A 14799-nucleotide genomic window follows, 5' to 3' on the forward strand; every position below is an offset into this window, starting at 1 on the left:
GGCAATTATGAGTATATTTTCTCGTTTTTTCAAATCTAAAAAAAAATCTCGAACAACTAAGGCTGCTGTAAAATTACAGCAGCCTAATATTTCTACTACAAAAGTTGAAAATTCTCCTAAAGAAATCGTAGTTGAACCTATAGACCATGATATTGATGCTCTTTATGATATCTTAGTCGATATCGAAGGTGCTGACCGTCTTGTATTAAAAGCGAGTAAATTAGAAGCTTTAACGCTAATTCGCTCGAATAACCGCAATCAACGTATCTTAGGTCTACAAAAAATAGTTTATGAAAATCCTACTTTAGATAAATTGCCTAAAGATAATGAAATTCCTACACTTTTAAAAGAAATGATGGATTATCTAGCCAATATTATGGCACGTCGTTCTTTTGAAGATGAATTAGAAAAACGCATATCTGCGAAGATGGAAGAAAATCATCAAGATTATATTTTCGATATAAAAAAACAAATCCTTAAAGAAGAAAGTTCTCTTAAAGAGTCTTCTCAATCATTAGCAAAACTAAAACAGCTAGAAGATAAAAATAAAATTCATCTAACAAAATCCATCATGGAATTGTTACGACCAGAAAATTTATCTGAAATTATAGGACAAGAAAGAGCTATTAAAGCTTTAAAAGCAAAATTAAGCTCACCTTATCCTCAACATCTAATACTTTATGGCCCTCCTGGCGTAGGGAAAACAACTGCTGCAAGGCTTGTACTTCAAGAAGCATGTACTCAGCCACATACACCATTTAATGCTGATGCACCTTTTGTGGAAACAGACGGCACTACACTTCGCTATGACCCTAGAGGTATAGCCAACCCTCTACTCGGTTCTGTTCATGACCCTATTTATCAAGGAGCTCGTAGAGATTTAGCCGACAGCGGTATTCCTGAACCAAAACCAGGGCTTGTTACAGATGCTCACGGTGGTATTTTATTCATTGATGAAATCGGGGAACTTGATGATACTTTACAAAATGAATTATTAAAAGTCCTTGAAGATAAGCGCGCTTATTTTGACTCTGCTTATTTTGAGCCAAACGACCCTAATGTACCAGAATATATCAAAAAATTATTCACTGAAGGTGCGCCTGCTGATTTCGTTTTAATTGGAGCTACCACTCGCGATAGCTATTATTTAAATCCAGCTCTTCGTTCTCGTTGTGCTGAAATCTATTTTGAACCGCTGACTCCAAAGCATATTGAAACTATAGTTTTAAATGCTGCTCATAAACTAAATGCTAAATTAGATGATGAAGTAGCCCAGATTATCAGTGAATATACAATTGAAGGACGTAAAGCTATCAATATCTTAGCTGATGCTTACAGTAATGCTCTCGTTCGCCAAGAAAATGATATGAATAATATATTAATCACTAAAGAAGATATCTATACTGTAGCTCAAGTAAGTCGCTTAACACCATTTATCACTAAAAAAGCTTCTGACACTAGTGAGATTGGTAAAATTTTTGGCTTAGGCGTTGCTGGTTTCATTGGTTCTGTTATCGAAATTGAAGCTATCGCTTTTAAAGCTCATGAAAAAGGTAAAGGTATCTTGCGTTTTAATCAAACAGCTGGCTCTATGGCTCAAGACTCTGTCTTCAATGCTGCTGCTGTTGTGCGCAAACTCACAAATGAAGATATCCATGATTATGATATTCACATCAATATAATCGGTGGCGGTAATATTGATGGGCCATCTGCTGGAACAGCGATTTTAATAGCTTTGATTTCTGCTATTACCCAAAAACCAATTCGTCAGGATATCGCCATTACTGGTGAAATCTCTATTCAAGGATTAGTTCGTCCTGTAGGTGGTGTCTTTGAAAAAGCTTATGGTGCTAGCCAAGCTGGCATCAAGACCTTGATTATTCCTGAAGAAAATGCTAAAGATATCCCTCCTGATTTACATGGCTTAAAAGTACATCCTGTTAAAACAGCACAAGAAGCTTTAGCATTCGCTTTTGATAAAATTTAAGAGGTGATTATTTTTGATAGATAGAGTACCTCCCCAAAATATAGAAGCTGAGCAAGCTGTTTTAGGTGCTATGCTCATTTCTAAAGAAGCTATTGCTGAATCTGCTCAAATTTTAAATCCACAGGATTTTTATCGCGAGGCTCATCGCATTGTTTTTGAAGCAATGCTTGATTTATCCAATCGCAATCAGGCAGTCGATAATTTAACTGTCATTGAACAATTAAATAAAACAAATCAATTAGAAAAAGTTGGCGGTATTGCCTTTGTTACTGCACTTGCCAATACTGTACCTACAGCTGCAAATGTAGTTTTTTATGCTAAGATAGTCAAAGAAAAGGCTCTCATGCGTCATCTCATCAATACAGCTACAGCCATTGCTGCTATGGGTTATGAAGGTGCTGATGATGCTGATAGCATCATGGATAAAGCCGAAAAAATGATTTTAGAAATCGCTTCCAATCGCAAAACTGGCGATTTCACACCTATTAATCAAATTGTCATTGATACTTTTAGCAAAATTGAAAATCTATATGAATCAAAAGGTGGTCTAACAGGTTTATCCACTGGCTTTAAAGACTTAGATAAACTCACCGCAGGGCTTCAACCTTCTGATTTAATCTTAGTAGCTGCCAGACCTAGTATGGGGAAAACAGCCTTTACTTTAAATATAGCTTCTCATGTTGCTTTAAAAGAAAATAAACCTGTAGCCTTTTTCTCTCTTGAAATGTCCAAAGAACAATTAATGCAACGTATGCTCTGTGCAGAAGGGCTTGTCGAGTCTCAACGATTACGCGTTGGTGATTTAGATGAACAAGATTGGCAAAAATTAATTGCCGCTGCTGATAAATTTTCTAAAGCACCACTTTATATTGATGATACTCCTGGTATCAGCATCATGGAACTTCGCTCCAAAGCTCGCCGACTTCAACAAGAAAAAGGTTTAAGCTTAGTATTAATCGACTATTTGCAATTAATGCAAGGTAGAGCAAATAAAAATGGCGATAATCGACAACAAGAAATCTCTGAGATATCTCGTTCTTTAAAATCTCTAGCTCGTGAACTCAATGTTCCTGTAATTGCACTTTCTCAGCTTTCTCGTAGCGTAGAGTCAAGACAGATAAAAAAACCAATGCTCAGTGACCTTCGTGAATCTGGTTCACTAGAACAAGATGCCGATATCGTTATGTTTTTATACCGTGAAGATTATTACAATGCTGAAACAGAAAATAAAAATATAACTGATGTCATTGTCGCAAAACATCGTAATGGTCCTGTTGATACTGTTCAATTATTCTTCCATAAGGAATTTACAAAATTTGCAGATTTACTTCGTACTCAAGATAATATTTAACAAAACAAGCTATATTAATCGTAAAATTAATATAGCTTTTTATTATGCACATATGTATCGTAAACTTATAATCCCCATTTTCATTGACACTAAAGTACATAAAATGCTATTATATGAAGGTAAAAGCTACATATAGATTTTACAAATAAAACTCAAATCCTTGACATAGTGTCTATTTGAGTTCTTTTTGCTGTTATCAGTAGAAAATTTATGCTGGTTTTAAATATGAGGAGGAAATTTTTAAATGATTGAACGCTATACCAATCCTGAAATGGGAAGAATTTGGACTCTCCAACACGAATTTGAAGTAATGCTAGAAGTTGAAATTACAGCTTGTGAAGCTATGGCAGAACTTGGTCAAATTCCTGTAGAAGCTGCTAAAAATATTCGTGAAAAAGCACAGTTTAACTTAGAACGCGTTAAAGAAATTGAAAAAGTTACTAATCATGATATTATCGCATTTTTAACTAACGTTGCTGAATACGTTGGTGAAGATTCTAAATATATCCATAAAGGATTAACTTCCAGCGACGTAAAAGATACAGCACTCGGCATTATGATGAAAAAATCCGCTGAGCTTATTTTAGAAGACCTCAAAAATTTACGTGATGTTTTAAAACGTCAAGCTAAAAAATATAAACACACTGTTTGTATTGGTCGTACTCATGGTATCCATGCAGAACCAATGACTCTCGGTTTAAAATTTGCTTTATGGTATGATGAAGTTTGCCGTGATATCGAACGTGTTGAACACGCTAAAAAAATCGTTGCTGTTGGTAAACTTTCTGGTGCTGTAGGTACTTATTCCAATATTGACCCTCGTATTGAAGAAATCACTTGCAAAAAACTTGGCATTGAACCTGTAAAACTTGCAACACAAGTTATTCAGCGTGATCGCCATGCAGAATATATGACTACTCTTGCTATTGTAGCTAGCACATTTGAAAAAATCGCTACAGAATTACGTAACCTTCAACGTACAGATATCCGTGAAGTTGAAGAATATTTCCAACCAGGTCAAAAAGGTTCTTCTGCTATGCCTCATAAACGTAATCCAATCACTGGTGAACGTATCTCCGGTATGGCTCGCCTTGTTCGTGGTAACGCTATTGCAGCTATGGAAGATATCACTCTTTGGCATGAACGCGATATTTCCCATTCTTCCGTTGAACGCGTAATTTTACCAGACAGCACTATCAACGTTGATTACTGCTGCCGTAAATTAACAAACCTTTTAGATAAACTTCTCGTTTATCCAGAAGCTATGATGGAAAATCTTAACAAAACCGGCGGTCTTATCTTCAGCCAACGCATCATGCTCGCTGTTGTAAGCAAAGGCGTACTTCGTGAAGATGCTTACAAATGGGTTCAAAGAAATGCTATGGCTAGATGGCTCAAAGGCGAAGATTTCCGCACAAATGTAGAAAAAGACCCAGATATCACAAAATATCTCACTAAAGAAGAAATCGACAACTGCTTCGATTATCAATGGTTCTTACGCAATGTAGACATGATTATGGCTCGTTTCGGTATTGAATAAGCAGTTAATATTAAACTTGAGTAATAGAGAGGAAGTTTTCTTATGTCAACAGTTGTTGTAACTGGTACCCAATGGGGTGATGAAGGTAAAGGTAAAATCGTAGACTATTTAGCAGAAAAAGCTGATATAGTTGTACGTTATCAAGGTGGTAGTAATGCAGGTCATACTGTTACAGTAGACGGCAAAGAATTTAAACAAAGACTCATGCCATCTGGTATGCTCTATGATAATAAAATTTGTGTGATTGCAAATGGTGTAGCTTTTGACCCTGAAGTAATCCTTCAAGAAATGGAAGCTCTAAAAAAAGATGGTTACTCTGTTGACGGATTACGTATCTCTAATCGTGCTCACGTTGTAATGCCTTACCATCGTCTTATGGACGGTCTTGAAGAAGAAAACAAAGGCGAATTAAAAATCGGTACTACTAAACGTGGTATTGGCCCATGCTATATGGACCGCGATAACCGTATTGGTATCCGCGTTTGTGATTTAATTGATGAAGAAACATTCAGCGAAAAATTAAAAACAGCTCTTGAAACTAAAAATCGTGAGCTTGTAAAACTCTATGGTAAAGAACCATTAAACTATGAAGATATTCGCACTGAATATCTCGGTTACGCTGAAAAACTCAGAAAACATGTAATTGATACTTCCGCATTCTTAAATAGAGAAATCAATGCTGGTAAAAAAGTAATGTTTGAAGGCGCTCAAGCTACTATGCTTGATATCGACCATGGTACTTATCCATATGTTACTGCTTCTCATCCAACAGCTGGTGGCGTAAGCTCCGGTGCTGGTGTAGGCCCTAACAAAATCGATAAAGTAGTAGGTATCGTAAAAGCATATTGCACTCGCGTTGGTGAAGGTCCTTTCCCAACTGAACAGCTCAACGAAATCGGCGATAAAATCCGTGATTGCGGTCATGAATATGGTACAGTTACAGGTCGTCCTCGTCGTACTGGTTGGCTTGATGCTTGCGTAGTTCGCTATGCAGGTTACCTCAGTGGTATTGATTATATGGCAGTTACTCGCCTTGATATCCTCGATACTTTCGATGAAATCAAAATGTGTGTAGCTTATAAATACAATGGTGAAATCTTAGATGAAATGCCTGCAAGCTTAAAAGTTCTTGCAAATGTAGAACCAGTTTATGAAACATTCGCTGGTTGGAAAACAGACATTTCTGGCATCAGAAAATATGAAGATTTACCAGAAAATGCACGTAAATATTTAGAAAGAATGGCGCAGGTTACAGGTATTGGTCTTGGATTTGTTTCCGTAGGTCCAAACCGTGATCAGACAATCATTCTTCATGATGTATTTTAATTAATGATACAACAAAAGCCTAGAGATTAAGTTCTCTAGGCTTTTTTATATTATTAATTAAAATTTTATAGATTACCTTTTAAGCCAATAGCTTCTGCTTCAGTCTTCATGCCTTCAATAGTTTCCTTGATGACTTCATCTAAGCTCATACCTAACATTTCACAGCCATCTTTTACAATCTGACGATTTACACAGAGGCAAATGATTTATCTTTAAATTTCTTTTTAACTGATTTTACTTCTAAATCTAATACACTTTTTGAAGGTCGCATCAAGCAAAGCGCATTGATAAGTCCAGTTAATTCATCTATAGTAAATAACACTTTTTCCATGATATGTTCCGGTTTCACATCAGAACATATGCCATAACCATGACTACATACTGCATGAATATAAAAATCATCAATTCCTTCTTCTTGCATGATTTCTACAACTTTATGACAATGTTCTTCCGGAAATTGTTCATAATCTAAATCGTGAAGTAAACCCACTACTCCCCATTTTTCTACATCTTCATTATTTAGTTTTGCAAAATACTTCATTACAGCTTCTACTGCCAATGCATGTTTTTGTAAGCTAGGAGTTTTTGTATATCTTGTCAATAATTCCCAAGCTTCTTGTCTTGTCAACATTTTACCCATAATCAAAATCAGCCCTTCTCTTTATTATGTATAAAATTAATAAGAATTTTAATTTTAGTTTACCACTATTTTCTAAAAAAATAAAAAAGTTTATCTAAATGATTATACTTTATTTCCTTTTGATTTTAACTTTTCCATTTTATATTGCTGTCTTAATTGCCCAAATCTCTTCACTCTAAATTTCAAAAGCATATTCATAAAGAATTTTACTAATAACCCTGTAGCAAAAGCTGAAACAAGTGTTCCTTCTCGTATTCCTTCAATAGTGCCAAAATAATATAATGATAATCCACCAGCTATAGCAACGAGTGACCAATCAAAAATAACCTTTATCTTGCCAAAGTCTAATTTCCAATGAGTAGCAATCGCATTTACTAAACCTTCACCAGGAAGCATAACCACACGTCCTAATAATTGGCATGTAACACCTATTCCCATACAAATACAACCGATTAACAATACTAAAATATGTTGATAATAAGCTTGAAGATGGAGCCAACTAAATATATACATAAATAAATCAATAAACGCACAGAAAATAAAAGTCATTGGCACTTGTAAAATCTGTACCCATTCAAATTTATTGCGTAAAATAATAGGTTGTAAAATAAACATCAATGAACTAACTGCAAAATTAAATTGACCAACTGTAAATGGCAATGCCAAGCTCAATACATATGGTACACTAGAAATTGGAGAAGTCCCTAACGCTGATTTGATGATTAAAACAATTCCTAAAGACATAAATGTAAGTCCAATTAAAAAAATACCATATCTTTTTATCATGTAAATTTTCCTTTCTTGTATTATATTATTACTTAACTATTTAATTATTTTAAAACTAAACAAAAAATTTTTCAATAGTTTATAGTAATTAAAATCTATATATTTATAGTTTAAATTTATTAACTATATTATTATTTAATCATATAAGTTTAATAATAATTTTCTTATTAAATTGAAGATAGATAAAAAAATATAAAAAAACAGCACTATTAAAATTTAGTGCTGCTTTCTTATTTCTAACTTAAATTTTAACTAATTCATATTCACAAGTGCCAAGTCCAATTTTTTCAGCATGTTCAAGACATACATGCCAATTTGTATTTGGATGAGTATTATGGAAATGGTCATGTCTTGCTGCTTCAATACTATCTTTTAAGATATTATCAGCTAGTTCAGAGCCAGCGATTACTGGTGCTTCATTTACAATATCTGCACTAGCTTGGTCAACTGCTACTGGGTCAAAAGAAGCTACCATACCAAGATTTGGTACAATTGGCATATCATTTTCACCATGGCAATCACAGTTTGGAGAAACATCTGTAATGATATTGATATGGAAATGTGGTCTACCATTTAAAATAGCATAAGCATATTCTGCCATACGTCTATTTAATAAATCTTCAGCATTCCAATTTGTAGGTTTAATAGCATCAAAATGACAAGCACCGATACAACGACCGCAACCTAAACATTTATCTGGGTCAATATAACATTTTCTATCTGTGATAATTGGTGCACCATGAGCACAAATTCTACTACAAGCGCCACAGCCTACACATTTATCTGTATCTACGCTTGGTTTTCCATCACAATGCATTTCCATTTTACCAGCACGAGAGCCACCGCCCATGCCAATATTTTTAATTGCTCCACCAAAACCAGTCATTTCGTGACCTTTAAAATGAGATAAATCAATAATGATATCTGCATCCATTAAAGCTTGACCGACTTTAGCTTCTTTTACATATTCACCATTTGGTACTGGAACATAAGCTTCATCTGTACCTTTTAAACCATCTGCAATAATTACCTGACAACCTGTAGTGAATGGATTATATCCGTTTTCATAAGCTGCGTCCATATGTTCTATAGCGTTTTTTCTACGACCTACATATAAAGTATTGCAATCTGTTAAAAACGGTTTACCACCGCGAGCTTTTACTACATCAGCTACAACTTTAGCATAATTTGGACGAAGATATGCTAGATTTCCTGGTTCACCAAAATGAATTTTAATGGCTACAAATTTATTTTTAAAATCAATTTTATCAATACCAGCTTTAACCATTAAACGTTCAAGTTTTTGTAATAGATTTTCTTTACCTGGATATGCGCGCATATCAGTAAAATAAACTTTAGCTTTTTCCATGACTACCTCTCCTATGTATATTATTTATACCATATAATACCATAATATAAATATAGTTTTCTACATACATAGTCATTTTACAACTTAAAGTACACTTCAAGTCAATAAAAAATCCCTAGCTTTCGCTAAGGATTAATTAAAACATATTTATTTACTTACAGCAAAACGTTTGCCAAAATCTTCACAAGTATTTAAGCCATCTTCATCTGGTGTTTCATTGATGATTAAGCCATTTTCAAATAAATCAGCACCAACTTCTTTAACTTGTTCTTCCCAAGTTGTCATCCATTCGCCACTGCCCCAACCATAAGAGCCAAATAAAGCTACGGATTTACCATTTAAAGAATTTATCATCTCATCAAAAACTGGCTGAAATTCACATTCTTCCAAAACTTCTGCACCCATAGCAGGACAGCCTAGAATAAGCCCATCATAATCATTTATTGAAGCTACATCAAAATCACTTACAAAATATAAATCGCAAGATACTCCTGCACCATCTACACCTGTTTTAATTGCATTTGCCATTGCTTCTGTATTACCAGAACCACTCCAATAAATAATCGCTATTTTATTCATCAAAAAACCTCCTAAAGTTCAACTTAAACAGCTTTTACTAAATCTTCTATTGATTGCCCTTGTGATAAACAAGCACAAAAACGGTCTGAGCATTCTGCGTATTTTGCAAATAATCTTTCAGCTCGTTTTGTATCTGAATATACTTTCCATTGACCACAGATTTTGAAATGACGTCCGCTATTTTCAATAAAACCTTTTACATCTTCTAGCGGATAGCCTAAAAATATGCCAATCTCATGAGGAAAGCCTTTTTGCAAGCTCATGCGAGTCTTTAAATAATTTAAGCATTGATTTAGATTTTTAAAATTCACATAGCCATAAAAACTTAAAAACTCTTGAACTTTATCTTCTTGAATTACCTGATTTAAAGCATTTTGGCGATAAATGAAGAGTAACAACCAATTATCTGTTTCTGATATTATAAAAAATCTTATGCCTTTACATTCCATGCATTTCTTATATCGCTTTAATATCAAATGACAATTTTTTATACGTTGTTTATTAAATGAAATCAAACTACCTGGCTTTATACCTTCTAATGTTGGAGCGCCATGAAAAGCCAACATAGTTTCTACATTATCACATACTCTCATTTTTTCACCTCTTTAAATTGATAATCATTATCATAAATGTATTATATAATAATTGATAATAGTTTTCAATAATAATTTTAATCAAAATAACTACTTTTTCAAATAAAAATAGATATAATAAAAATAAATAGTTCTTCGCTTAAATTTAATATGCTAAGAACAAATAACACTACGGATGTGATTTTATGTATACGAAACTATTTATCAATAAAAGCTTACAAAACAATGAATTCAAGCAAATAATTTCCCTTTTAAAACAGAAAAGTATCTCGATATCATTTGTAGAAACTAAAACAGATTTTACAGATAAAGATAATGCTTTATTCATTGGTATCAATGCCCAAGATAGCGATTTAGCCCAAGAATTAAATATAGATTTTGCCCTTGCTACATGGTCTTGCCATGATTTTAAACATATTCAAGCAAAATATTATTTCCGTCAACCCTATGATATTTTAAATACATTAACTATGATTGAAAAACCATATATCAATCATAAATGGCTTACAACTGCTATGGAAATGCAATTTATCGCTCAAGCTGGTCTTGCTTATACTAAAGATGATTTTGATTATGAACGCTTCACTAGACTTAGCGAAATGGCTGCTGAAATCATGAGCGAATATGTAGATCTACCTGTAGAAAAAGTAAAAACTCTATTTTGCAATGAGACTGGTTATCAAACACCAAAATTAGATACACGTTCTGTTATCTTCAAAGATGATAAAATACTGCTCGTCAAAGAACGTGATGGTCGTTGGTCTCTCCCTGGTGGCTGGGTAGATGTCAACCAATCCATCTGCGATAATCTCATCAAAGAAGCTAAAGAAGAAGCTGGTCTTGATGTCATTCCTACTAGATTAATCGCAATACATGATAGAAATCGCCACAATGTGCCATTATACGCTTATGGCATAACTAAAATCTTCATGCTCTGTGAAGTCATCTCCGGCAAATTCAATCAAAATATAGAAACAAGTGATAGTGCTTATTTCACGCTAGATAATCTTCCTAATCTATCTCTAGGTAAAAATACAAAAGAACAAATTGAGCTTTGTTTTGCTGCTTATAAAGATAAAAATTGGGTACCAGTCATTGATTAATAAAATGATTAAAATTCACATGATTATTTTTTGATTATTTTTTTGTTAAATTGATTATGTTTATATACAAAATAAATATATTTTTATTTGCATTTTTATTTTATCTAAATGATATTAAAGTTTTAAGTTTTCTGACAAAAGCAAGATTTTATAGTTTTTAAATTCATTTTTTTATATAACAATCGCATATATATTAATAATTAAGTATCTATAATATATTGCTAATATTATAAAAAACAATATATTATAGATATTTTTTTATAAAAACAGTTAAAATTATATACATAAGATACACATAAATAACTCAAAAGTTAAACATAAATTATTCAAAGGTGGTTTTTTTAATGATTAATATTGGTATTATTGGTGCTGGACGTATCGGTCGTGTTCATGGTGAAAGTATTTCTAAATTTGTTCCTAACGCAAAAGTAAAAGCAATAGCTGACCCATTCTTAAATGATAACACTATAGCATGGGCAAACGCTCTTGGCATTACTGAAACTTATACAGATTATAAAAAAATATTGGCTGATAAAGATATTCAAGCTGTTCTCATTTGTGCTTCTACTGATATGCATTCTCCTCTTTCTATAGAAGCTATTCAAGCTGGTAAACATGTTTTCTGTGAAAAACCTATTGACCATGATGTTAATAAAATCAAAGAAGTTCTTGATGTTGTTAATGCATCTGGTCTTAAATATCAAGTTGGTTTCAATCGTCGTTTTGACCATAATTTCCGTGCAATTAAAGAAGCTGTAGCTTCTGGCAAAATTGGTAAACAACAAATTATAAAAGTAACATCTCGTGACCCAGAAGCTCCACCTATTGAATACGTTAAAGTTTCTGGTGGTATTTTCCTCGATATGACTATTCATGATTTTGATATGGTTCGTTATCTTTCCGGAAGTGAAGTTACTGAAGTATTTGCTGTAGGTTCTGTTACAGTTGATCCTGCAATTGGCGAAGCTGGTGATATTGATACTGCTGTTATCACTTTAAAACTAGCAAATGGTGCTACTGCTGTTATTGATAATTGTCGTAAAGCAGTTTATGGTTATGACCAACGTGCTGAAGTTTTTGGAACTAAAGGTGCTATTGCAATCTCCAACGACTCTAATTCTAATGCAGTATTTAGTGGCGAAGAAGGTGTTGTAGCTGAAAAACCTATGTATTTCTTCTTAGAACGTTATATGATGGCATATGCTCATGAAGTTAAATCTTTTGTTGATGCTATTGAAAATGACACTGAAACAGAAGTTAATGCTAATGATGGCTTACAACCAGTTTTAATTGGTCTTGCTGCTAAAAAATCTGTACAAGAAGGTCGTCCTGTAACTATTAAAGAAATTGCTGATGAATATAATCTATAAGTCTTTAATATAAAATAATTAGCAAGGATAAATTTATCCTTGCTAATTATATATGCTTATAGTAAACATTATTATATAGAATTTATTTTATATTTTAATTTTTAGCAATTTTCTTATTTTATTGAGAGGAGTATATTTATGAATAATGCACAGGCTTCTAGTGGAAAATTATCTTGGACAACCCGTGTAGCATATGGTTTAGGTGATACAGCTCAAAACGTCGTTTGGGGTGCAATGAGTATCCTCACTTTTTTCTATACTGACTATGCTGGTATTGATGCTAGCGTTGTTGGATTAGTAATGCTTCTATCCAGATGTTTTGATGGTGTATCTGATGTTATCATGGGTTTTTTAGTAGAAAAAACTAATTCCAAATGGGGTAAATCTAGACCTTGGATTTTATGGACTAGCTTACCATTTGCAATCTCCATTGTATTAATTTATACAGTACCTCAAACTACATCTGCACTTCAATTTGCATATATTTTTGTAACATATAATTTATGTACTACAGTTTGTTATACAGCTTTAAATTTACCTTATGGTAGTTTATCTGCAATGATGACTCGTATCTCTAAAGAACGTGATATGCTCAGTATCTTTAGAATGGCTTTATCTCCTCTTGGTAAAATTTTAGCAGTATCTGCTACTTTACCACTTATTAAAGTATTCGGTGATAACCAGCTTGCTTGGGTAAAAGTTATGTCTATCTGGGCTGTTTTAGCTCTTTTATTGTTACTTATTTGCTTCTATAAATGTAAAGAAACTGTTGTTCTTGAAAAAACACAAAAAACTGAAAAAATTCCAGCTAGACAAGCATTACGCTTCTTAGCTCTAAATAAATATTTCTGGATTGCAATGACTATTTGGACAATGCAAAATGTTATTGCTTGTATCACTGGTATCATTTTACCTTATTATTGTAAATATATCTTTTTTGATGATTCCTTATATGGCTTACTTTATTTAGTAGAAACTATTGTTATGATCGCTGTCATTCTCTTAGTTTGTCCTACATTACTAAGAAAATATGGCAAACGCAATATGTCTTTAGTTGGTATCATTTTAGCCTTAATTGGTCATTTAATATATCTAATCAATCCAATGGATTTCAACTGGGTAGTAGCTAGTTGTGTCATTCGTGGTATTTTCTTTGCTCCACTTTGCTCCGTTATTTTTGGTTTCTTTGGTGATTGTATTGAATATAGTCAATGGAAATTCCATGTTCGCCAAGAAGGTCTTATTTTCTCTGGTGGCTCTGTAGGTACAAAAATCGGTTCTGGTGTTACTAGTGCAGCTTTAACTGGCTTATTATCTTATGCTGGATATGTTTCTTCTGCTAGTGGCCTCATCACTCAACCTCAAAGTGCTATTGATATGATTGTTAGTCTTTATATGTATGGACCAATCTTAGTATGGATTGTTCTTATAATTGTTTTATTAGCTTACAACTTAGATAAAATATATCCTCAAATTATGAAAGATTTAGCTAAACGCGAAGCTGAAGGCAAATTATAATCATTCATTTGAAAGGATTGATTTTACAATGCTAAAAGATAATATGTATATTACAATAACTAGACAATATGGTAGTGGTGGCAAAGAAGTAGCTAATATTGTAGCTAAAAAATTAGGTATTAACTGTTATGATCGTAAAATCGTACATTTAGCTGCTGAAAGATTCCATAATTCCACAGAACCTATATCAAATGAAGTTATGGAAGACTTAATTACTACTTCCTATTCAATGCCTGGTTCTTTAGGAGATTATTCTTTTGAAAGTATTCCCTTTTACAACAAAATGTTTAAAGAGCAATCTATCGCCATTTTAAAATTAGCACAAAAAGGAAGTGCTGTATTCTTAGGTAGATGTTCTGATTATATTTTAAAAGATTATCCAAATACTTTTTCCTTCTTTATCTATGCTGATGATGATTTTAGACAAAATAGAGCTAAAGATCATTATGGAAATAATACACTAGAACAATTAGATAAAGAAGACAAAAATCGTAAAAGATATTATGCTTACTATACTGGTCAAACTTGGGGAGAAGCACAAAACTATGATTTAATGATAAATGTTAGTAACATTCCTTTAGAAAAAGCTGCTGACTTAATCATTGAATACATTAAACTTCAACAAAAATAATATAAG

At 33.0% G+C, this 14799-nt stretch carries 13 protein-coding genes; 8 read left to right on the forward strand and 5 right to left on the reverse strand.

Annotation, left to right across the window (positions count from 1 at the left end; genetic code table 11):
- The first annotated feature begins 7 nt into the window (after positions 1-7).
- From lonC to F553_RS0105220, 4 genes are all read left to right on the forward strand, one after another.
- The gene (gene lonC / locus F553_RS0105205) at positions 8-1987 is read left to right on the forward strand and encodes a Lon family ATP-dependent protease (RefSeq protein ID WP_018999272.1); all 1980 of its coding nucleotides are present in this window, start codon (positions 8-10) and stop codon (positions 1985-1987) included.
- Positions 1988-2000: 13 nt separating this feature from the next.
- On the forward strand, positions 2001-3338 hold the full coding sequence (dnaB, locus tag F553_RS0105210; RefSeq protein WP_008539154.1) for a replicative DNA helicase: 1338 nt from the start codon (positions 2001-2003) through the stop codon (positions 3336-3338).
- A 244-nt stretch (positions 3339-3582) separates the two neighbouring features.
- On the forward strand, positions 3583-4878 hold the full coding sequence (gene purB / locus F553_RS0105215) for an adenylosuccinate lyase (protein ID WP_015562021.1): 1296 nt from the start codon (positions 3583-3585) through the stop codon (positions 4876-4878).
- 42 nt (positions 4879-4920) lie between these two features.
- Positions 4921-6204, forward strand: coding sequence for an adenylosuccinate synthase (locus F553_RS0105220; protein ID WP_018999273.1), 1284 nt, complete (start codon positions 4921-4923; stop codon positions 6202-6204).
- A 187-nt stretch (positions 6205-6391) separates the two neighbouring features.
- Here F553_RS0105220 and F553_RS12090 read toward each other — a convergent pair whose 3' ends face one another.
- The 5 genes from F553_RS12090 to F553_RS0105245 all read right to left on the reverse strand — a co-directional run bounded on the left by F553_RS12090 (position 6392) and on the right by F553_RS0105245 (position 10171).
- Entirely contained in the window at positions 6392-6844 is a 453-nt protein-coding gene (locus tag F553_RS12090) for an HDIG domain-containing metalloprotein (RefSeq protein WP_341871230.1), read from the reverse strand.
- A gap of 102 nt (positions 6845-6946) precedes the next feature.
- Positions 6947-7630: a YczE/YyaS/YitT family protein gene (locus tag F553_RS0105230; protein ID WP_018999274.1), complete on the reverse strand. Its 684-nt coding sequence runs from the start codon at positions 7628-7630 to the stop codon at positions 6947-6949.
- 241 nt (positions 7631-7871) lie between these two features.
- Entirely contained in the window at positions 7872-8999 is a 1128-nt protein-coding gene (locus tag F553_RS0105235; protein ID WP_018999275.1) for a DUF362 domain-containing protein, read from the reverse strand.
- Positions 9000-9146: 147 nt separating this feature from the next.
- Entirely contained in the window at positions 9147-9578 is a 432-nt protein-coding gene (locus F553_RS0105240; RefSeq protein WP_018999276.1) for a flavodoxin, read from the reverse strand.
- A gap of 23 nt (positions 9579-9601) precedes the next feature.
- Positions 9602-10171: a DUF3793 family protein gene (locus F553_RS0105245; RefSeq protein WP_018999277.1), complete on the reverse strand. Its 570-nt coding sequence runs from the start codon at positions 10169-10171 to the stop codon at positions 9602-9604.
- Between the two features lie 185 nt (positions 10172-10356).
- On the opposite strand from F553_RS0105245, the gene F553_RS11700 reads away from it, so the two are divergent.
- The 4 genes from F553_RS11700 to F553_RS0105265 all read left to right on the forward strand — a co-directional run bounded on the left by F553_RS11700 (position 10357) and on the right by F553_RS0105265 (position 14793).
- Positions 10357-11274, forward strand: coding sequence for an NUDIX hydrolase N-terminal domain-containing protein (locus tag F553_RS11700; RefSeq protein ID WP_018999278.1), 918 nt, complete (start codon positions 10357-10359; stop codon positions 11272-11274).
- A 344-nt stretch (positions 11275-11618) separates the two neighbouring features.
- Positions 11619-12644: an inositol 2-dehydrogenase gene (gene iolG / locus F553_RS0105255; RefSeq protein WP_008539168.1), complete on the forward strand. Its 1026-nt coding sequence runs from the start codon at positions 11619-11621 to the stop codon at positions 12642-12644.
- A gap of 138 nt (positions 12645-12782) precedes the next feature.
- The gene (locus tag F553_RS0105260; protein ID WP_018999279.1) at positions 12783-14162 is read left to right on the forward strand and encodes an MFS transporter; all 1380 of its coding nucleotides are present in this window, start codon (positions 12783-12785) and stop codon (positions 14160-14162) included.
- Between the two features lie 28 nt (positions 14163-14190).
- Positions 14191-14793 (forward strand): cytidylate kinase-like family protein, encoded by a 603-nt coding sequence (locus F553_RS0105265; protein WP_018999280.1) that lies wholly within the window; start codon positions 14191-14193, stop codon positions 14791-14793.
- Positions 14794-14799: the final 6 nt, after the last annotated feature.

This window comes from Megamonas rupellensis DSM 19944, assembly GCF_000378365.1.
In the GTDB taxonomy this organism is placed as follows: Bacteria; Bacillota; Negativicutes; order Selenomonadales; family Selenomonadaceae; genus Megamonas; species Megamonas funiformis.

What these genes read in the sequence shown, in the direction of transcription:
- iolG (WP_008539168.1), top strand. Translation starts at nt 11,619, where the DNA reads ATGATTAATATTGGTATTATTGGTGCTGGACGTATCGGTCGTGTTCAT.
- F553_RS0105265 (WP_018999280.1), top strand. Translation starts at nt 14,191, where the DNA reads ATGCTAAAAGATAATATGTATATTACAATAACTAGACAATATGGTAGT.
- F553_RS0105245 (WP_018999277.1), bottom strand. Translation starts at nt 10,171, where the DNA reads ATGAGAGTATGTGATAATGTAGAAACTATGTTGGCTTTTCATGGCGCT.
- F553_RS12090 (WP_341871230.1), bottom strand. Translation starts at nt 6,844, where the DNA reads ATGGGTAAAATGTTGACAAGACAAGAAGCTTGGGAATTATTGACAAGA.
- F553_RS0105220 (WP_018999273.1), top strand. Translation starts at nt 4,921, where the DNA reads ATGTCAACAGTTGTTGTAACTGGTACCCAATGGGGTGATGAAGGTAAA.
- F553_RS0105235 (WP_018999275.1), bottom strand. Translation starts at nt 8,999, where the DNA reads ATGGAAAAAGCTAAAGTTTATTTTACTGATATGCGCGCATATCCAGGT.
- F553_RS11700 (WP_018999278.1), top strand. Translation starts at nt 10,357, where the DNA reads ATGTATACGAAACTATTTATCAATAAAAGCTTACAAAACAATGAATTC.
- purB (WP_015562021.1), top strand. Translation starts at nt 3,583, where the DNA reads ATGATTGAACGCTATACCAATCCTGAAATGGGAAGAATTTGGACTCTC.
- lonC (WP_018999272.1), top strand. Translation starts at nt 8, where the DNA reads ATGAGTATATTTTCTCGTTTTTTCAAATCTAAAAAAAAATCTCGAACA.
- F553_RS0105240 (WP_018999276.1), bottom strand. Translation starts at nt 9,578, where the DNA reads ATGAATAAAATAGCGATTATTTATTGGAGTGGTTCTGGTAATACAGAA.
- F553_RS0105260 (WP_018999279.1), top strand. Translation starts at nt 12,783, where the DNA reads ATGAATAATGCACAGGCTTCTAGTGGAAAATTATCTTGGACAACCCGT.
- F553_RS0105230 (WP_018999274.1), bottom strand. Translation starts at nt 7,630, where the DNA reads ATGATAAAAAGATATGGTATTTTTTTAATTGGACTTACATTTATGTCT.